General features: G+C 68.8%; 15 protein-coding genes and 1 pseudogene. 10 read left to right on the top strand and 6 right to left on the bottom strand.

The window, feature by feature from the left end; translation table 11 throughout:
• Positions 1-34: 34 nt before the first annotated feature.
• Positions 35-1,123 (bottom strand): phosphotransferase, encoded by a 1,089-nt coding sequence (locus AU194_RS13160; protein ID WP_059089701.1) that lies wholly within the window; start codon positions 1,121-1,123, stop codon positions 35-37.
• 88 nt (positions 1,124-1,211) lie between these two features.
• On the opposite strand from AU194_RS13160, the gene AU194_RS13155 reads away from it, so the two are divergent.
• Positions 1,212-2,150, top strand: a complete 939-nt coding sequence (locus AU194_RS13155; protein ID WP_059089700.1) for a hypothetical protein — start codon at positions 1,212-1,214, stop codon at positions 2,148-2,150.
• Positions 2,151-2,310: 160 nt separating this feature from the next.
• A pseudogene (locus tag AU194_RS32580) lies at positions 2,311-2,617 on the top strand (hypothetical protein).
• A gap of 470 nt (positions 2,618-3,087) precedes the next feature.
• On the opposite strand, the gene AU194_RS33025 reads toward AU194_RS32580, so the two are convergent.
• Positions 3,088-3,231, bottom strand: a complete 144-nt coding sequence (locus AU194_RS33025; RefSeq protein ID WP_369804108.1) for a helix-turn-helix domain-containing protein — start codon at positions 3,229-3,231, stop codon at positions 3,088-3,090.
• Between the two features lie 173 nt (positions 3,232-3,404).
• Here AU194_RS33025 and AU194_RS31175 point away from each other — a divergent pair, with 173 nt between their 5' ends.
• On the top strand, positions 3,405-4,832 hold the full coding sequence (locus AU194_RS31175) for a diguanylate cyclase domain-containing protein (RefSeq protein WP_157576073.1): 1,428 nt from the start codon (positions 3,405-3,407) through the stop codon (positions 4,830-4,832).
• A 141-nt stretch (positions 4,833-4,973) separates the two neighbouring features.
• On the opposite strand, the gene AU194_RS13140 is transcribed toward AU194_RS31175, so the two are convergent.
• From AU194_RS13140 to AU194_RS13125, 4 genes are all read right to left on the bottom strand, one after another.
• Positions 4,974-5,267, bottom strand: coding sequence for a hypothetical protein (locus AU194_RS13140; protein ID WP_059089698.1), 294 nt, complete (start codon positions 5,265-5,267; stop codon positions 4,974-4,976).
• Between the two features lie 198 nt (positions 5,268-5,465).
• Positions 5,466-7,592: a serine/threonine-protein kinase gene (locus tag AU194_RS13135; RefSeq protein ID WP_059089697.1), complete on the bottom strand. Its 2,127-nt coding sequence runs from the start codon at positions 7,590-7,592 to the stop codon at positions 5,466-5,468.
• A gap of 219 nt (positions 7,593-7,811) precedes the next feature.
• The gene (locus tag AU194_RS13130; RefSeq protein WP_157576070.1) at positions 7,812-9,101 is read right to left on the bottom strand and encodes a hypothetical protein; all 1,290 of its coding nucleotides are present in this window, start codon (positions 9,099-9,101) and stop codon (positions 7,812-7,814) included.
• Positions 9,098-10,384, bottom strand: coding sequence for a hypothetical protein (locus AU194_RS13125; protein WP_059089695.1), 1,287 nt, complete (start codon positions 10,382-10,384; stop codon positions 9,098-9,100). The genes AU194_RS13130 and AU194_RS13125 overlap by 4 nt, the downstream gene beginning before the upstream one ends.
• 362 nt (positions 10,385-10,746) lie before the next feature.
• Between AU194_RS13125 and AU194_RS13120 the strand changes: the two genes are divergently transcribed.
• From AU194_RS13120 to AU194_RS13090, 7 genes are all read left to right on the top strand, one after another.
• A complete protein-coding gene (locus AU194_RS13120; RefSeq protein ID WP_059089694.1) occupies positions 10,747-11,934 on the top strand; it encodes a hypothetical protein in 1,188 nt (395 codons plus the stop codon).
• A gap of 434 nt (positions 11,935-12,368) precedes the next feature.
• Positions 12,369-13,913 (top strand): ParB N-terminal domain-containing protein, encoded by a 1,545-nt coding sequence (locus AU194_RS13115; RefSeq protein ID WP_059089693.1) that lies wholly within the window; start codon positions 12,369-12,371, stop codon positions 13,911-13,913.
• Between the two features lie 227 nt (positions 13,914-14,140).
• A complete protein-coding gene (locus tag AU194_RS13110; protein WP_059089692.1) occupies positions 14,141-14,512 on the top strand; it encodes a hypothetical protein in 372 nt (123 codons plus the stop codon).
• Entirely contained in the window at positions 14,509-15,105 is a 597-nt protein-coding gene (locus tag AU194_RS13105) for a hypothetical protein (protein WP_059089691.1), read from the top strand. Before AU194_RS13110 ends, AU194_RS13105 begins: the two co-directional genes overlap by 4 nt.
• Before the next feature lie 356 nt (positions 15,106-15,461).
• Positions 15,462-16,004 (top strand): hypothetical protein, encoded by a 543-nt coding sequence (locus tag AU194_RS13100; RefSeq protein WP_059089690.1) that lies wholly within the window; start codon positions 15,462-15,464, stop codon positions 16,002-16,004.
• Between the two features lie 88 nt (positions 16,005-16,092).
• Positions 16,093-16,392: a hypothetical protein gene (locus AU194_RS13095; RefSeq protein WP_059089689.1), complete on the top strand. Its 300-nt coding sequence runs from the start codon at positions 16,093-16,095 to the stop codon at positions 16,390-16,392.
• A 427-nt stretch (positions 16,393-16,819) separates the two neighbouring features.
• Positions 16,820-17,803: a DUF4192 domain-containing protein gene (locus tag AU194_RS13090; protein WP_059089688.1), complete on the top strand. Its 984-nt coding sequence runs from the start codon at positions 16,820-16,822 to the stop codon at positions 17,801-17,803.
• The last annotated feature ends 241 nt before the right edge of the window (positions 17,804-18,044 follow it).

The raw sequence follows: 18,044 nt of genomic DNA, 5'->3' as shown, positions 1-18,044 counted from the left end.
CCTCCTGTTGCGGCAGCGACTGCTCCATCGGCAGTCAGCCGAGCGCTCGGATGCTTTCGAGATCGATGACTTGCGCCGCGGTGCGCTGAGCCCAGTTGAGCCACAACGCATCGCCCCGGTCGGTACGTTTACTCCGACCGGAGGCGTGAACCGCGGTGAATAGTCCATGAATGGCGTGACGACGATAATCGAGCCAGCAATCGTCGAACGTGTAGTCCGCAACCCCGCCGCGCTGCAACGCGTCGTGGTACACGCCGACGAGTTCTCGCTCGTGCACCCGCCGGACGTCGGTCTGCAGGCTGGTGCCCAGGAAGTAGCTCACGTCGGCGACTCCAGGTCCGAATGCCAGCGTCTGCCAGTCGCAGGTGGCCAGTGGAACCGAACCGTCCAGGCCATCGAACAGCAGATTGTCCGTGCGGAAGTCGTGATGCCAGAGGCATACGGGGTCACCGAGCGTGGCCGCCCAGGCTTGAGCGTGATCACACACCTGGCGGATCGCCTGTAGCTCGTCATGGTGCAACCGGCTACCGAACTTGTCGATGAAGGAGTCGCGAAATGTGTGAGCCGAGGCTGCGGTGGCAACTACGGCTTCGACCATGGTCGCGAGCCACGGTTTGCCCGCAAGTTCTCTACGTCGCCAAGACGAGGCATGCAAGGCAGCTGCCTGCTGCATCGCCAAGCGGGCTTCCTCAACTGTGCATCCCTCGATCTGATCTACTGTCCGGGCCGGTGAGAGATCCTCCATGAGCAGACAAAACCGCCGCCCGTCGTCTGCATGCTCGGCATAGATCGGTCGCGGGGCACGGATGTTCACCCCGGCGGCAATCTCGGAATAGAACTGAACCTCACGTGAGTACATCGACGCGATCGCTGCCAGTTCGCGGGCGGCCGGGTCCGCTGACGCGAACTTCCCCACGATCGAGACAGGCCCGACGCCATCGTGCGCATAGTCGAGTGTGAACCTACTGGCATCGGCGGACAAACCGGTGCCGAACGGCTGCGCGGACACCGAGATGACCTCGTCGTTTGACCCGATGAATCCAGCTGCGTGCAAGTGAGCCGTCAAGAACGAAGCGGAGACCTCATCGGGCCCCGCAGGTACCCGGACAATCTTTGAATCCACGTTAGAATAGTATGTACCCGCCGGGTAGGAGTCAACGGTCACAGCACTGATGACGCTTCGCTCAAGTGCAGCGAGAAGGGCTGGTGCCATGGAGTATTCGCGCGCGGAGTTCGCAGAGCTCGACCCCGCACAGGATGGCAGGCACCGTCTTGACGGTCGGCCGAATGCGCGCGAGTCGCTGATGTACATGATTCAGCTCCCCCACCACGGCCTCTCATTGACGGTCTACACGTGGGTCGACGCCCACGGCCTTGCCGGTGGCTTTTTCTGCGCGTTCGGGCCCGCGGTCGGCGAGAAGATGGTCTTTGAATCCTTTCGGGACGTGGCAATGACGGCAGAGGCCGGCTTCGAGGACTGGCGTGCGAGTGGGATCCGCATCCAGCAGACCGAACCTCTTGTCAAAGCTCATGTTTCATACCTAGGCCAGCGCGCCAGCATCGATTTCGACTTCCGCAGCCTTCATCCCGCGTACCCCTACTCGGAGCGTTCGGACGGATTACCGCCTTTCGTGGCCGATGACCGTTTCGAACAGGCCGGAATCGCGATCGGCAGCCTGGTGCTCGACGGCCGTAAGCTCGACTTCGAGACCTGGTGCCAGCGTGACCACTCCTGGGGTGTGCGAGATTGGTCGATGATCCAACACTGGAAGTGGATCACCGCCCAAGCCGCCGATGTCCATCTGCACGTATTCGAAATCTTTGGTCTGGGCCGTCGCTGGCAGTACGGCTACGTCGACCGCGACGCGACGACAGCCCCCGTTGAATCGGCGACGATCGACTTCGAGCTCGACGACGAGGGTATTCAACTCGGCGTGCATGCAACTCTGATCGACAGCCAGGATCGCCGGACGACGATGCGCGCGCAGCGATTCGCATTCACACCCTGGCCCGCCGCTCCTGGCACGACCATGCACGAAGTAGCGATGACGTCGACGATCGACGGTGCGGCAGGGGTAGCATTCGCTGAATTCGCTTGGCCGACACCATATCTGGAGTCAATGAAGGATTTTCGGAGCAGGCGTGGGTGAACCGTGCCGATCACGGTCCTTTTGTTCTCCATCAAGTAAGAGGTGCTCAACTATGACGTCGAAATCTGGCGGTTCGACACAGCAGTTGCATCCCGGTCGTGCGGGCCGGACGCGCGCCTATCGGCTCGCGGCGCTGCTTCTTGGTTCCGGTCTGCTGCATATGGTCACTCCGGCACGGTTCGACAGCCTAATCCCCCAGGAATTCCCGGGCAGCCCGCGGGCCTATACACCCTCGCGTCGGGGGGTGTCGAAGTCGCAACCGCGGCGATGCTCTTCAACCCGGGGACGCGCCGCGCGGATTGACTGCCGCCGTCCTTCTGATCGGGGTCTTTCCCGCGAACGTCAATACGGTGCGCCTGTGGAAGGACCGGTCCGTGTTGGCGCGGACCGCGGCACTTGCCCGCCTGCCACTGCAGGTCCCGCTGGTCACGATCGCTTGGCGCGTATATCGGCAGCGCGAGACGTAACTGAGCGGCAACATGACCAAGTTCTCGGACGAGTCGAATCGCTCACGCGAATGACCATCGACACGGCTGCTAGCGTCGCCCGTCGGCTCAGCCATCCCGACAGACCCAGATGACGATCTAATATGGCTCGGGCAGAAGGTGAAGCTGTCGACCATGCGCTGCGGCCACCGCAGCGACCGTCAGAGAATGCCCGTATCCACACGCTTCAGTAAACGCCCGCAGGGTATGGCGCAACCCGCTTAGGCCTATTCGACTGCTGTCGCCCGTCAGCTGGTGCTATCCCTCCGGCCGGAACGTTGGCGAGGACAATGCCGGAAGCCCCCTAGATCAACTCCGGTCCACTAGGTCTCGACGGTCTCCGCGATCGCGAGCTCAGCGACCGGCACAGTAGACATGCGGATGCCGCTCCCATGTCCTCCAACACAGCCGTCCGCTGTCGCAACTCGTGGCGCGCCGTCTATTTGATGCCGTCAAGCAAGTCCGACGCGGTGACGCCCAGGGGCTTCCGCTAGGTCACCAAGCCGCTCGTAGGGGAGCCCACGCCTACCGAACTCGACATCGACGATGATGTTCCTGGACACGCCACACTCGAATGAGAGCTGCTTTTGCGTCATCCCTCTTTCGATGCGAAGTTCGACGATGCGAGCACCTACTGCACGCCGCCGCTTCTCCCAAACTTTCCCGCCTTTGTGATCGTCCTGACTGGGGCGGGTCGGCACGTCCTCAAGGGTCCTTCCAACCTTGCGGACGCAGCAGTCCGCCGGCGTGCTCGCCTACGCATCTCTCGTTGGCGAAGTTCATACCGCCGGTGAATTCGATGACTAGACCTAGCGCCGGGATGACAACGAACCCGACCAACCTTCTCTCGAAGGAACGCGCTCGTAGTTGCTGCGAACGCGCCGATCAGTTATTTTCCCATGAAAAGGGCTTCGCTTTGCGGGTCCATGCGCTCGCACTGACAAGTCGCTGCGGGTGGGGCAACAGACACGGGGGCGATGAAGCACGTGAGGACACCATCGGCACCCGGTGCTTGCTGGCCGCGACACGGTACCGCGCTGCCATGAGCCCCTTTGCCGTCGTGGGTGGGTCAGGCGCGGTGCGATCGACCCAATACCATTGGTTCACCGCGCTTTTGGCTGCCCGAGACCTACAGAAGGTGACGTGCCGGATCGTCGCCGCGGTCATCGCTGGGCTCGGCGCCATCCCGCTTCTCCTGCTCGCCGGTCCCCTTGCGCCGCCGGGATGGCAGGGTGCAGCGGTCGCTGTGACGGTCGCGGCATGCTGTGCGGGCATGGCCACGATATGGTTGCGGGACGGCTGGCCGACCCGTCGGCAGTCGCAGAGCTGCGTCATAGCTGGCGCGGTGTGCATCGCGTTATCGGCCGTGGCCCAGGAGCAGCCGGCCCTCGGTCTGGCGGGTTGCGGCGGCTTCGTCGTGCTCTCGGCGTTCGCGCTGTGCTTTCACTCGACGCGGCTGCTGTACCTGGTGTGGGTGATCGCCGTCGCCGCTTTGGCGGTCGTGGTGTGGCGCTCGGCCCAAACCGACGTTGCGATGGCGGTGGCTAGCGCGGCGTTGTTTCTGTTAACCAACATCTTCGTGGCCTTCACGTGCCACACCCTGCTCGGTCTGATCGACCGCACCGATCACTACGGCGACATCGAGCCGGTGACCGGACTACTCACCCGCGATGCGTTCTTCGATCGCGTCGCCACGCTCATTCACGCGCGCAGTCGCGACGACGACCGCTTCCTGGTGGTGATGGCGGTCGCGCTGGACGGATTCTCCGTTCTGGCAGCGACATCGACGGCCGCCGAGACAGACCGTGCCCGGGTCGCGGTCAGCCAGCGCATCCGCGAGGCGGTACGGAGCACCGCCATGGTCGCCCACGTGGGCGAGTCGGAATTTGTGATCGCCGACCTGTTCGCCACCAGCGACTCGTCCCCGCTGGCGGAGCGCATCCGCGCCTGTATCGCCACCGCCCCGCACCGCCTACGGGCCAGCATCGGCGCGGTGAGCACACCGCTGCGTCGGCTGGTGGACCAGTCACCCATTGACGCCTGCGAGGAACTGATGACGCTCGCCGCCGCGGCGATGGGCGACGCCCGCCGGGCGGGCGGCAGTCAGACGGTCTACACCGTCTGCCCCCGGCTGAAGGTGCTCGAAGCGCCGGCTCCCGACCAATGGGTCGACGACACCGACACGTCACTGGGGTGACAGGTCATCTAAGGGAGCACGCCGCCGGACGTTCTGCCGTCGCTCGGCGTTGCGACCGCGTCGCACCTTCGCTATCGATGGGCCGGCGCTAAGCCGAGCTACATCACGCTGACCTCCGCGCTGAAGCGGGGCGTTGTGCCGTCAGTCGTTGATCCGCGCCACCCGTGCGGCATTGGTGTGATCGGCGTCGAGAAGCGTCGCGCCGGCGGCGCCGACAGCCCGGCTTAGGGCGTCGAGCCCTTCGCCCTGCCGCCGCGCGATGGGCTCCCAACGCTGACTCAGCGCAGCTAGTGCCTGGCCGGACCGGCCGACACAGCCGTGAAGGCCGGCGTCGAGCCCTTCTTGGCTCGAGGAGTGGGTGGCGCGAACGTCGTCGGCGTGACAACCGATCCGCCGCGCAGCGGTCAGCACTGCGTCGCTGTCGAGGCCGATCATGGGAGCACGACCGCTGTAGATGCCATAACATGAGTTTAGATCCAGTATTGGACAGTCCAGTGCTTGAATTTCGGCTGTCAGAGTCGACCGCAGCGGACAGTGCTATTCCTCTGGCCGCGCAGCATCGCGCCGAACAATGCGGCCTCTCCGGCGAGCGTCTCTACAAATCACTCCTATTTTAGCCGCGCGCCACAACTTCTAGTGCACCTGCCGTTTCAGCGCCGGCACCAGCGTCTCGTTGAGGTGTTCGGTGGCGGCGTAGCCGGGATTGTCGAGAGCAGTCGTGATGGTCGGGTCGTCGACGATGACCGTCGAACCCCGGTAGGACGAGAACGGTTCGGGCAAACCGTTGTAGCTGCCGTTGCCGGCTCCGGCGTCGGTGCGCACCACCATCCGCACCTCCGGTGGGGCGGTGTTCAGTTGAGCCGGATCGGGCAGCGCGCGGCTGTCGCCGGTGTCCTCGGCGGCGCGCCGCCAGCTGGTGCTGTACCGGAAGCCGATGCCCTCAAGGTAGCGGGCGGCCGGTGAATCCGACAGCGCCGCGGCCACCCCGTCATCGCTGACGGTGACGACCTCGATGCTCTTACCGTCGAACGCCGGGTTCTGCGAACGGATCTCGGCTTGGGCGGAGGAGGCCTCGTCGAGCAGCTGCTTGGCTTTGTCGCTGCGGCCGAGGATGCGGCCCACCCACGACAGTTGGTCCTGCCAGGTCCAGTTGGCCGAGGCCTGCGGGCGGGTGACGGTCGGGGCGATCACCGCGAGCTTGTTGTAGGTCTGCTCGTCGATGCGGCTGCTGTCGATGATGAGGTCGGGGTCGGCGGCGCCCAACGCGACGGTGTCCAGGTCGCCCAGCACCCGCGTGTTGCCGGTGACCAGGTCACGCTCCCAGGCGGGTAGCCCGCCGGCGGGGGCGACCACCACGGCCGGCTGCACGCCCAGCGACAGCACCGCGTCGGGATCGCCCCGTCCGACGGCGGCCACGGCCTGTGGCTCCGAAGCGATCTCGGTGGTGCCGTACATGTGGTTGAGGCTCACTGGCTCGAAGCCCGGCGCCGTCTCGTCGCCGCCACCCCACACCAGCACCCCGGCGACCACCAGGATCGCCACCACCACGACGGCGGCGCCGGAGACGAGCCAGCGGCGCTTTCCGCGCCCCTGCCCCACCGCCGGCGAGGACGGCGGCGGGCTCGGCTGATAGCTCTGCAACCCATCGGCATTCGGGGGCGGACCGCCGAAATGCCCACCACCACCACCGAACTGCCCGCCACCGCCGGTGTTCGCCGGCGCGGCGTAGTAATTGCTGGCCTGGGTGGGCGCGGAACCGGAGTAGCCGGGCCACGGCGGCGGCGCGGTGAAGTGTGACTGGCTACTCGGGGCTGTCGGCCCGGTCGGCGCCGTCGGGCCGGTCGGCGGTCCGGGGTACGTCGGGCCCGAGCGGCCGCCGACACCGCCCTGCGGAATCGGCGGGGTGGGGGCGGCGCGCACCTCGGCGGTGGTCTCATCGAACGCCGCCGCGGCGGCCGCGGCGAGCTCGCGGGCGCTCTGGTAGCGGTCCTTGGGGTCCTTGGCCATTGCGGTGGCGATGACGTCGTCGATCGCGGCGGGCAGCGCCGGGGCGAGTTCGGTGACCCGCGGCGGCGGGGTGGAGATGTGGGCGGCGGCCATGCCGCCCATCCCGCCGGCCTTGCTGAACGGGGTCTTGCCGGTGAGCAGCCGGAACAGCGAGCAGCCCAGCGAGTAGATGTCGGCGCGGTGGTCGACGGGCTCGCCGACGAGGCTCTCCGGGGCGGCGTAGGCGACGCTGGCCATCACCATGCCGGTGGCGGTCAGGTTGACCGCCTCGTCGAGAGCCCGGGCGATGCCGAAATCGGCCAGGAACACCCGCTCGTCGTCGGGGGCGAGCAGGAAGTTCGCGGGTTTGACGTCGCGGTGCAGCAGCTGGCGCCGGTGGGCGTAGTCCAGCGCCTTGGCGACCTCGCTGACGATGTGCAGCGCCCGCGCCGGGGTCATTCGCCCGTCGCGCAGCTCATTGTCGGCGTCGCTGCCGGCCACGAACTGCATGGCGATCCACAGCTGCCCGTCGGTCTCGCCGCGGTTGTAGACGGTGACGATGTTGGGGTGGTCCAGGGTGGCCGCGAGCTCGGCTTCGCGTTCGAAGCGGGCCCGGAAGTGCGCATCGCGGGACAGTTCGGCCGAGAGCACCTTCAGGGCGTCGCTGCGCGGCAACGTGGGGTGCCGCGCCCGGTACACCGTGCCCATGCCGCCGGAACCGAGCACACCTTCGATGGTGTACCCGCCGACGATCGCCCCCGGATCCAGCGCCACGTGCGCCGCCTACCGGCCCGCGGGTATCCGCGCGGGGCGGGAAAGCTGCTGGTTCACGGGCGTTGGACCTCACTGTGCGGCGGACGGACAGGCACGGCCGGCACGGCGATGCGTCCCGACCCGTTGCCACGATAACGGGTCACCGGGTGCTGCGACCGGATGCATGGGTACCGCGGGCGGCGGGTCCGGCAAATCACGGCCGACCCGGCGCCCCCCGCACTACTCCCCCGCCAGGATCCGGTACTGCGCGGACATCTGCTGTTTGACGTCGAGCTCGGTGGCCGAGTACGCGGTGTAGGCCCAGCGGTCGACGTAGGCGACGCACTTGAAGGCCCAGTACACCCGCTGCCACGACGCGGCGTCCTCAGCGCCGGCGGCACCGTCGGTGCGGACGAAGCATTTCGCCGCTGGCAGACCCTTCACCCCTTCGATGGAGCGGGTCGTCGGGTCGCGGAGAATCTGCTGGGCGAGCTGATTGGCCAGACCGGTGGCCTTGCCCGAATCGGAGGCCTCGTAGACGGTGGTCAGTCGCTGCGTAACCACGGTGACCCCGGCCTCGTCGAAGTACCGTTGGGCGGCCACGGGATTCGGTTCGAAGTGCAGCCACGCCGACGGTTTCCACGCCCCGGCCACGAACGGCATGGGTTCGCCGGTGGGGGCCGGCAGCGTGAGCGCCAGCAGCCGGCCGGTGAAGTCCTTGGGCAGCTCGGCCAGTTTGTCCAACGGGGTCGGGGTGTAGTCGTCGAGGCGTTGGGGTTGCCGGTCGGCCACCCAGGTGACCAGCGGAGCGGCTTGATCGGAGTCGACGAACGGGTCGCGTTTGGCGGCCGCCGACTGGTACAGCACATAAGGGCCGTGCGCGGTAAAGCTGTGCACCCGGTAACTGTCGGGGAGGTCCCAGGTCTTCACGCGGGCCTCGGGCACCTCCGGGAAAGGGGTGTCGCGCGGCGGCGGATTCGGCGGCATGGGAGGCAAGCTCGGCGGGCCGGGGTCGGCGGCGGCCATCTCGTCGGCGGCCGCCGTCGCGCCGGCGGGGTCGGCGAAGCGCAGCACGACGTTCTGCAGGCTCCGCTTATCGCTGACCCGGAAGGTGGAGAAGGCGGTGACGTAGCCATGGCGAGCGGCGATGTCGGCCAGCGGCGCGGGCAGCACGTACTGCCGGTGCAGCTGGTTGGCGTCGGCGACCGGTCCGGTCATCACGGTGTCCAGCATGCCGGGCAGATCGTTCACCTTCTCGTCGACTTCCCAAGGGCCCAGGACGAATTCGGCCATGCGTTGCGCTTCGACCAGATTCTGCGTCTGCTTGTCGTCCCCGGCCACGCCGAGCGGCTGGCTCGGCGTCGTTGCGTACCGTCCGGTGTTCATGAGCGCGACGACCGCGCCTCCGGAGCCGGGCTTGTCCGGGGCGCGCCGTGCCGCGCCGGTGACCGTGCTCGAGCATCCGGCCACGGCCAACGCCAGCGCTACCGTGACCGCAATCCCGCGGAACACACTGTGCGTCACGGTCATTCGCCGGCGAGGATGCGGTATTGGGCGGCCATCTGCTGGCGGGCGTCGTCGGCGGTGTCGGAGAAGGTGGTGTAGGCGTAGCGGTCGGCCCAGGCGAAGCACCGGAAGTGCCAGGCGACCCGCCTGATGGTCATCGACGCCGTCGGCGGCACCAGCTCACCGCTCACCCGCTCAAAACAGCTCGCCCTGGGCAGGCCGGGAACGCCGTCGACGGCCTTGAACATGGGATCGTTGCTGAGCGATGTGGTGGACCCTTCGGTGATCGCCTTGGCGGACTCGGCGCTCTTCGCCTCGAAGATGGTCGCCAGCCGCTGGGACACGGCGCTGACGCCGGTTTCGGCGAACACCGTTGAGGTGGCGACCGGATCGGCCTCAAAATGCAGCCAGGCTCGCGGCGCCCAGGCGCCGAGATTGGCCGGTGATCGGTTGTCGGGCGCCCACAGCGTCCGGGCCAACAGATTGCCGGTGGGGTCCATCGGCAGGCTCGCCATTTTGTCGGGCGGGGTGGGCTTGAATTCGTCGATGCGGCGCTGCTGCCGGGTGATCAGCGCATCGAGCAGGTTCTCCGCGCTCGCACCGAAGAACAGGTCGCTGACCTGTGCACTCTGGTAGAAGACGAACTGCCCGTAGGCGGTGAAGCTCTCGGCTCGCGTCACACCGTCGGGCAGGTCGAAAACCTTCGCTCGTGCTCCCGGACTGTCAATTCGGTCTGCGGGGCGGCCCGCGGGATCGACCGCGCCGAAGGGTGGCGGGGTGACCGCGGTGAGTTCGTCAGCGGCCGCTGTCGCCGCCTCGGGAGTGGGGAATTCCATCACATAGTTGAACAGCACGCGGTTCTGCTTCTCGTTCTGCGGCGTGGTGCGCAGCGTGGAGAACCCGGCGATGTAGCCGTGCGTACGCACCGCGGCGATCATCGGTTCGGTGAAGATGCCGGCGCTGGGAAGGTTGTCGGAGGTTTGCACCCCGATCTGGCCGGTGGCGAGGAAGCCGGGCCAGTCGCGCACCGCTTGGTCGACCTCCCACGGCCCGCTGGTGTACTCCGCCAGCCGCATGGACTCGATCTGGCTCTGTCGGGCGGGGTTGTCGCCGGTGGTGCCGAAGGGTGTGCCGGCGGCGGTGGGGTAGGGCCCGGTCTTCATCAAGGCAACGCTGGCGTCGGGATCGTCGGCGGCGAGCGGGGCCTTGATCGCTGTGCCGGTGACCGTGCCCCCACACCCGGCCAGGGTGACCGCGATCGCCCCGGCGAGCATCGTGCGCGATGCTCGAGCCGCCAGTTTGCCCATCCGTCCTCGCCTCGCTGAAGTCGTCGATGTGTGATCCACCCTCCAGCATGCGGCATAACGAGGGTTATCTTGTGCACGGAATTTCTTGCGACGCCGAAACCCCAAGTCAGCGCGGTTTGCAAGCGTCATGCCGGTGCAGCCACCACCTGCAGGAAGTGATCGTGATGCACCCGGATCGGCGCGACGCGTCCTGAGCGCCGTTCGCTGGAGACAGCCGCCTTTCACCACCGCGAGCAACCGTACCGGCGCGGGATCCGCAGAAGCGCGGCCCTTCTACCGTGGCTACGACGTACGGTCTCGAGGCAGACGGGTGTACCGGAGGGGGCACAGATTTGAGCCGCTTTTTGCGCGTGACGGGAGCAGTGGCCCTCACCATCGTGGCGGTCGCCGCATCGGCCGCGATCTTCATGGTGGTCGGCGCCCTCGCGGCGTCGGTGACGGACAGCGACGCTGTAGGGGGCACGGCGTGGCTCGTCGGCACCGGCGTGATGACGTGGTGGCTGATCAGGGTCTACCGGCGGCGATCAGCCGAGAGACGGGCTCGCGTGCCAACCCGCGGGCGGTGGGCGGAGGCCGAGCGTCTCCGGGAAACGCAACGGCGCTCGGCAGAGCAGCACGCCCGACAACAGCAGACCGACCGCGCGGAACGCTCATCGGCCATCAACGCCGCCCTCGCGCGACGCGACAAGTCACTGAGCGCACGCGACGCGCCGTCTGCACACGGTGCGCCGACGTTGTTCGCCGTCGACCGGACTGCGTCAGCGGTGCGCACCGAGGCATTGCAGGACTACCTCTCCGCACACGTGCTCGATCCGCGCGGGCACTTCATCTGCTCGTCAGCGCACAGTTGCAAGACATCGGCGCTGAGCCGTCCGGGTACGGCGTTCCTTGAGGCGCAGGGCCATTCGGTCGGGCCCGCTTACGACTTGGCGACCGAAGCCGGCGCGCCCTATCGCGTGCTGGTCATTCCGATGGAGGTCGGTGGGTCCAATCCGGAGAACCATCACCGCACCATGAACCAGCGAACGCGGGACATCCTCGCCTCGGGCGAGCTGCCGTTCCGCGCTCGTAACCCCCACATGAAGGGCGTCACCTTCGCGCTTCGCTTGGCCTTCGGCTTGCCGGTCGATGACGACCAAGCTGAATACCTCCACTTCACGGATGGAACCACGGCGCAACTGTTTTCGTGCTTCGCGATGACCAACCTCTTGATGTGTTCAGCAGTCGCTACAGGGACGATGTCCTCCCGGTCCACCCGTGTGATGCGCGCGAACTGCTCCCGCCACATGGCGACAACGGTCGATATCTTGCAACCCACGCTGGTCATCTCGCAGGGCGCCCAGCTCGATCAGCCACTGCGCACCGCGCTCGGGGTCACTCGTGTCCTCAGTCCGAACCTGTCCGAGTGCGAGCGCAACGGTCATCGGTTCTTCTGGGCGTCGCTGTATCACCCGACGCGCAACTGGAGCGCGCTGAGCCACCCGTATCTGCGGGACACCGTCATTCCCACGATCGAAGAGGCCCGCGCGCGGGCCCTCACCCTTCCTTAGGTATCTGCTTCCCGCCGTTGACGGGGACCGCGCAGATGACGGCGCCCGACGGGCGTGCCCCCCGGCCGCTGCCCGGCCCGCGCAGCGCGTCCTGAACCCCGTTCGCTGGAGCCCGCGATCGGCACGCCGGCACAGGTGGTCGGCGCCTGCGGCGCCGGCTGCCCCGTCAGGGGATCTGCCTTTCAGCACTGCCCATGATCGCCGGTGACTCGCTGCGCGCAAGGTCGGCTGCGGCCTGCCGGCCCGCGCCCTTCTCCCCGAGGCGCCCGCCGCGACGACGTCACAAGGTGCGGTAGTGACCGCGGCGGGCTGGGAGAACCGCGCGGCACTCCCCTGCGCTGCGCTCGCCATTCCGGCGGATCGGTCCGTGCCTGAAGGCAGAAAAAGCGGGCGGCCACCCGGTCGGCCCGTACCACCGCACGAAAGGACCGGTCATGACGACCACCCCCGAGCAGCACACCGCTCCCGTCGGCACGCTGGAGCACCTGGATCCGCAGACGGTGACGTTGGAGGACAACGTCCGCGACGCCGCCGCCCTCGACGCCGACTTCCTCGCCAGCATCACCGAACACGGTGTGCTGCAACCGGTCACGGCGGTCCGCACCGGCGAGGAGGTTCGCATCCGCGACGGGCAGCGCCGCACCCTGGCCGCCCGCCAGGCCGGGCTGCCCACGATTCCGGTGTACGTCCTCGACGCGCCCGACGGCGCCGCCGAACGGATCGCCCACCAGATCGTCACCAACGACCAGCGCACCGCGCTCACCGACGCCCAACGGGTGCGTGGCATCCAACAGATGCTCGACGCCGGTCTGTCGGCCACCAAGGTCGCCCAGAAGCTCTCGGTACCCCGCGACACCGTGAAGGCCGCCGCCCGCGCCGCCGCCTCGGCCACCGCGCTCGACGCGCTCGACACCGGGCAACTCAGCCTCACCGAGGCCGCCGCGCTCACCGAATTCGACGGCGACACCGAGGCGGTCGCGGCGCTCATCGCCGCCGCCGGCGGTCCGCAGTTCGCGCACCGGTTCGCCCAGCTGCGCCAGGACCGCCTCGCCGAGGCCGCCCGCGCCGAGGTCGCCGCCGACTACACCCGGCGCGGGTTCACGATCCTGACCGAACGCCCCGGATGGCGCGACACCGGCGCGGTGGCGCTGGCCTACCTGCGCACCCCCGACGGGGCACGGGTGGACGAGGAGGCGGTCACCGACCCGGCGCACTGGGCGGTGCTGCTGGTCGAGGACAGCGTGTACGTCGACACCACCACCGGCGAGCCCGTGGACGCGCGGGAGGTGGACTGGGCCACCGAACGCGACCCCGACCGCACCCCCGACGAGGGGCGGCGGCACGCCACCACCGTGACCGAGACGGTCGTGTGGGCGCCGGAGTACTTCTGCCGCGACCCGCAGGCGGCCGGCCTGACACTGGCCGACTTCCTACAGCCCCGGCCCGACACCCCCGCCCCCGAGGACGCGCCCAGTGCCGAGGACCGCGCGGAAACCGAACGCGCCCAACGCCGCCAGGTGCTCGCGCTGAACAAGCTGGGCCTGGCCGCCCAGGAGGTGCGGCGCGGGTGGGTGCGCGAAAGATTGCTGTCCCGCAAGACCCCGGCCAAGGGCACCACCGTGTTCGTCGCCCGGTGCCTCGAGCAGGGACCCGGCCTGCTCACCGACCACAACGCCCGCCACCTCGCTGCCGACCTGCTCGGCGTCGACGACCTGCGCGCCACGCTCACCCGACTCACAACCACCGGGGACGCCCGCGCCCAGGTGCTGCTGCTCGGCATGGCGCTCGCCGCGCTGGAGGGCCGCACCCCCAAGGACGCGTGGCGCCACGCCCACAGCGGGTACGCCCCCACCCCGGGTGCGGCCGAGTATCTGCGGTTCCTTGCCGGCCACGGCTACCCGCTGGCCCCAATCGAACAGGTCGTCACCGGTGAGCGCACCGCCGACGACGTCTACCGCGACACCGAGACCGGCGACTGACCGGGTTGCTGGCCCGCCGTCCGCGCGGCGGACCAGCAACCCCCTCATCCCATCACGAAATGCACTCACACGAGCGGATATCCGCGCACCGATGCACGAAATCTGGGGACTGCGAGCAAGTGTGGATATCCGCGCAACAGCGTTGCTACCCACCGGAAAGCGACCGTAGAATGAGACCAGACCGCAAAAAGCCACTGCGCGAATCGAATCCGCCGAAGGGTGCCGCCATGTATGAGCTGACCGTCGAGCGGATCGGCGCTTCCGACATCACCACGCACCCTACTCGCGAGCTCGCGCACACCCACTTGCTGCACCTCCTCGCCGCGACCGGCGAGGATGCTCGCGCCGTCGACGCCGGCTGGACCCGCACCCGTTACGAGATCCGTTCCCGCACCGGCGACGTCGCGGTCACCGGCCGGGCGGTCATCGCGCAGCTGTGCGGGTGCGGGCACGGCGACACCGACCACCACGGGCATGGCTGCCTCGGCACCGCGTCCGACGGCCGTGACTGCGCCTGCCCGAATTACGCCGCCGACGACGAACCCGCCGCGCTGTTCGGCGCAACAGACTTCACACCCACACCGGCGGTGAGCGCGTGACCGCCGAACCGGCGCCGTCGCGTCCGCTGGCGCTGGTGCCGCCCACCGAGAACGTCGTCGACTGGCGTGCCGAACAGGTGTTGCGCCGCTGGGATCCCGAGCACCAGCTGATCGGCGCGCTGATGCATCTGCCGTGCGCGGCGGCGGCCCCGATCCTCGAATTGGTGCCCGATGAGGCGGTCTGCCATCCGGAGAGCCGGTGGGCGCTCGAGGTGATCCGCGCCTTGGTCGCCGACGGTCGCGATCCGGATCCGGTGGTGGTGTTGCACACCGCCCGGCAGCAGCCGCCCACCGACGCCGCGCATCCCGAGGAGGCGGTGACGCCGGGGCGGCATCACCGGTTGGCGGTGCACCTGGCCGGCATCTACACGCAGGCGCTCGCGCCGGGCGCGACGCGGCAGTACGCCCGCGAGGTTCTCGACGATGCGTTCCGCCGCGCCGTCGCCTTCCACGGGGTGCGGATGCAGCAGCTCGCCGAAACCGGCGCCGGCCGCGACGATCTCACTGATTACCTCACTGCGATGCGCGCGGACCTGGCCGACCTGTGGCGCCGTGCCCGGGCTGCCGCCCTTCCCGCTGACCGCACCGCCTGACCGGGGAGGCCGCGCCCTTGGGGGGCGCGGTGACGGCGCCTGCGGCGCCGTGCGTCCGTAGCCCCTCACCTTTATTGCCGTCTGGGTGCCGCCGAGTGTGACCGATGGGGACCCCGTCGGGGTCAACCCACGCCGCTGTTCGCGCTCGCCCGTTCTCCGCTTCGCCTCGCTGGCGCTCGGCTGCGCTGCGCCCGTGCGGTTCCGGGCACATTCCGCCCCCTAACAACTCGCTGCCGCTCGCGGGGCGAAATTGCCCTCCGGCGCGGCGGCTCAAGGGGTTGACCCCGCCACCCCACCGGTCGAAAGCCAGGCACGCCACCCGGCGTAACTCCTCACCACTCGAACGGAGAACCACCATGTCGCACACCACCACCGCCCGCGGTACCGCCGGCCTCATCACCCACGCCACCGCGCTCATCCGCGGCGCCGCCGACGCCGACCTCAGCGTCTATCACGCCCGCACCGAGCACGCCCGCATCGCGGTGCTGTGGGGCGGGCTGCTGCTCAACATCTACAGCGCCGCCGCCGCGCAGGGCCTGTTCGAGGCGTTCGTCGCCGCCCGCCAGGCCGCGGTCCGCGTCCCGCGCGAACTCCCGGCCGTCGGCACGCCCGAATGCCGCTTCGCCCGCCCGATCGTGGCGATGGAGTGGACCTACCGCCCCACCTACGCGGTGGTGCCGCAGTCCGGGCGCACCCGCACCGGGAACCAGGTGATGCACTGGGTGGATCTGCACACCGGTCCGATCACCTGGCAGATCCGCGACCGGGTCGGGTTGGTCAGCGCCATCGAAACGCTGGCCCAGGTGCACCGCACCGCGGTCGGAATCTTCCTCGACGGGGCCGAGCACGCTCAGGACCCCGCCGCCGACGACTACCCGCACACGCGCCAGCACGCCTGACCCCCGACGGTGCCCGGCTGACCCCTCGGGGCGGCCGGGCACCAATCGGTGCACCCGTAGTGCATGGCGGCAAGGGACAATCACACCCATGGACATCGACTTCGGGTTGGCCTGGCAGTTCGTCGACCTCGACGGCCGGCCCCGCCAGCTGCGGTTCCGCACCGAGTCCACCGGCGACACCGGACAACTCGTCGCCGTCATCGCCGACCCGCACCGCCCGGACGCCGGCGACACCGTCACACTCACCCGGCCCGGCGTCGGCCTGGACACCGTCGAAGCCGCCCTCGACGGCTGGCAGCAGTGGGCCACGATCCTCGACGACCACGGGGCCCGCAGCCTCAGCCTCGCCGAGATCCGCCGCCGCCTCCACACCGCCGGCCTCGCCTGACGCCTCCCACGCGCGCCCGATCACACAATCACACGATCACCGGGTGATCCAGTGACAGCGTCACCGCGTTACTCACCTCGGCCGCGCCCTGGGGGGCGCGGTAACGGCACCTGCGGCGCCGTGCGTCCGTAGCCCCTCACCTTTATTGCCGTCTGGGTGCCGCCGAGTGTGACCGATGGGGACCCCGTCGGGGTCAACCCACGCCGCTGTTCGCGCTCGCCCGTTCTCCGCTTCGCCTCGCTGGCGCTCGGCTGCGCTGCGCCCGTGCGGTTCCGGGCACATTTCGCCCCCTAACAACTCGCTGCCGCTCGCGGGGCGAAATTGCCCTCCGGCGCGGCGGCTCAAGGGGTTGACCCCGCCACCCCACCGGTCGAAAGCCAGGCACGCCACCCGGCGTAACTCCTCACCACTCGAACGGAGAACAGCCATGACCACATCCGAACTGCGCTTCACCACCCCCACCGAGCTGCTCGCGGCGCTGCCACACCTGCTCGGGTTCGTCCCGACCAACGACTTCGTCGCGATCCTGCTCGGACCCGAGGACGACGAGAAGGGGCTGGCGGTCCGCGCAGCGATCCGCTGCCCGATCACCCTCACCCAGAGCCAGGCCGAAGCGTTCCCGCTGTCCTGCAACCTGTCCGCCGACCGGTTCAGCGCCGCGGTGCTCATCGCGATCTGCGAACCGCGGTTCGATGAGCACGCGTACTACACGCTCGACACGCTGCGGGAGGCGCTCGTGCTCAGCGGGATTCCCGTCACCGCTCGGTTCATGCTCGACAGTGTCACCCGCCACGGGAAGTGGTTGAACGTCGACACCCACCGCTACGGCGCGGTCAAGCCCTACACCGACTCCGCGGCCACCGCCCAAGGTGTCTACGACGGCCGGGTCATCGCCGCCTCCCGCGCCGACCTCGCCGCCGAATTCGAGGCCACCGCCTCCGCGGCCGAACTCGCCGACGCCGAAGAGCTCACCGAGGAGTTGGTCGCCGCGACCGCTACCGCGCTGCGGCGCGCGATCACCGAGCGCACCGCACCCGACGAGCAGCTCGCCGCGCGCACCGCCGCGGTCATCACCGCACACATCGGGCTGCGCGACGGATTCCTGCGCCTCGGCGCCGGTCACGAGCGCTCCGCGGGATGGGTGTGGACGCGCATCGCCGCCCAGCACCGCGGCCGCATCCGCGCCGAACTGCTCACCATGGCCGCACTGGCCTACTACTGCGGCGCCGACACCGTCCGCGCCGGACTCGCGCTGCAGCACGCCGAGACCGCCGCCGAAGACGACGACGCCGCACTGCCATCACTGGCCGAGCTGCTGAGTGTCGCCCTCCAGGAGCGGTTGCCGCCTAACGTGCTCAGCACCGTCATCCCCACCCGCGAGAAGGCGCCCATCCCGGGCACCACCTTCTAACACCGCACCGCCGGCCGGGTCACCACGCAGAGGTGGCCCGGCCGGCACCCCAGGTTCACCACCGGCCGGCCCCCGACCCCACCCACCCCCACACCTGCGCACCCACGGCTACCGCGAGAACGAGCACCTCGACCACGAGCACCGCCACCGCCGCCCAAACCTTCGCCACCACAACCCCCTTCACCACCGGGGCGGATCAGACGCCGCCGCGGCCACCCGAAACATTCACCCCGCCAACCTC

It is taken from the genome of Mycobacterium sp. GA-2829 (genome assembly GCF_001499965.1).
Taxonomy (GTDB): Bacteria; Actinomycetota; Actinomycetes; order Mycobacteriales; family Mycobacteriaceae; genus Mycobacterium.
Note: the sequence above shows the minus strand (reverse complement) of the source record. Positions and strands in the feature narration are given on the sequence as shown.

What these genes read in the sequence shown, in the direction of transcription:
- AU194_RS13155 (WP_059089700.1), top strand. Translation starts at nt 1,212, where the DNA reads ATGGAGTATTCGCGCGCGGAGTTCGCAGAGCTCGACCCCGCACAGGAT.
- AU194_RS33025 (WP_369804108.1), bottom strand. Translation starts at nt 3,231, where the DNA reads ATGACGCAAAAGCAGCTCTCATTCGAGTGTGGCGTGTCCAGGAACATC.
- AU194_RS13140 (WP_059089698.1), bottom strand. Translation starts at nt 5,267, where the DNA reads ATGATCGGCCTCGACAGCGACGCAGTGCTGACCGCTGCGCGGCGGATC.
- AU194_RS13130 (WP_157576070.1), bottom strand. Translation starts at nt 9,101, where the DNA reads ATGACCGTGACGCACAGTGTGTTCCGCGGGATTGCGGTCACGGTAGCG.
- AU194_RS13125 (WP_059089695.1), bottom strand. Translation starts at nt 10,384, where the DNA reads ATGGGCAAACTGGCGGCTCGAGCATCGCGCACGATGCTCGCCGGGGCG.
- AU194_RS13115 (WP_059089693.1), top strand. Translation starts at nt 12,369, where the DNA reads ATGACGACCACCCCCGAGCAGCACACCGCTCCCGTCGGCACGCTGGAG.
- AU194_RS13110 (WP_059089692.1), top strand. Translation starts at nt 14,141, where the DNA reads ATGTATGAGCTGACCGTCGAGCGGATCGGCGCTTCCGACATCACCACG.
- AU194_RS13100 (WP_059089690.1), top strand. Translation starts at nt 15,462, where the DNA reads ATGTCGCACACCACCACCGCCCGCGGTACCGCCGGCCTCATCACCCAC.
- AU194_RS13095 (WP_059089689.1), top strand. Translation starts at nt 16,093, where the DNA reads ATGGACATCGACTTCGGGTTGGCCTGGCAGTTCGTCGACCTCGACGGC.
- AU194_RS13090 (WP_059089688.1), top strand. Translation starts at nt 16,820, where the DNA reads ATGACCACATCCGAACTGCGCTTCACCACCCCCACCGAGCTGCTCGCG.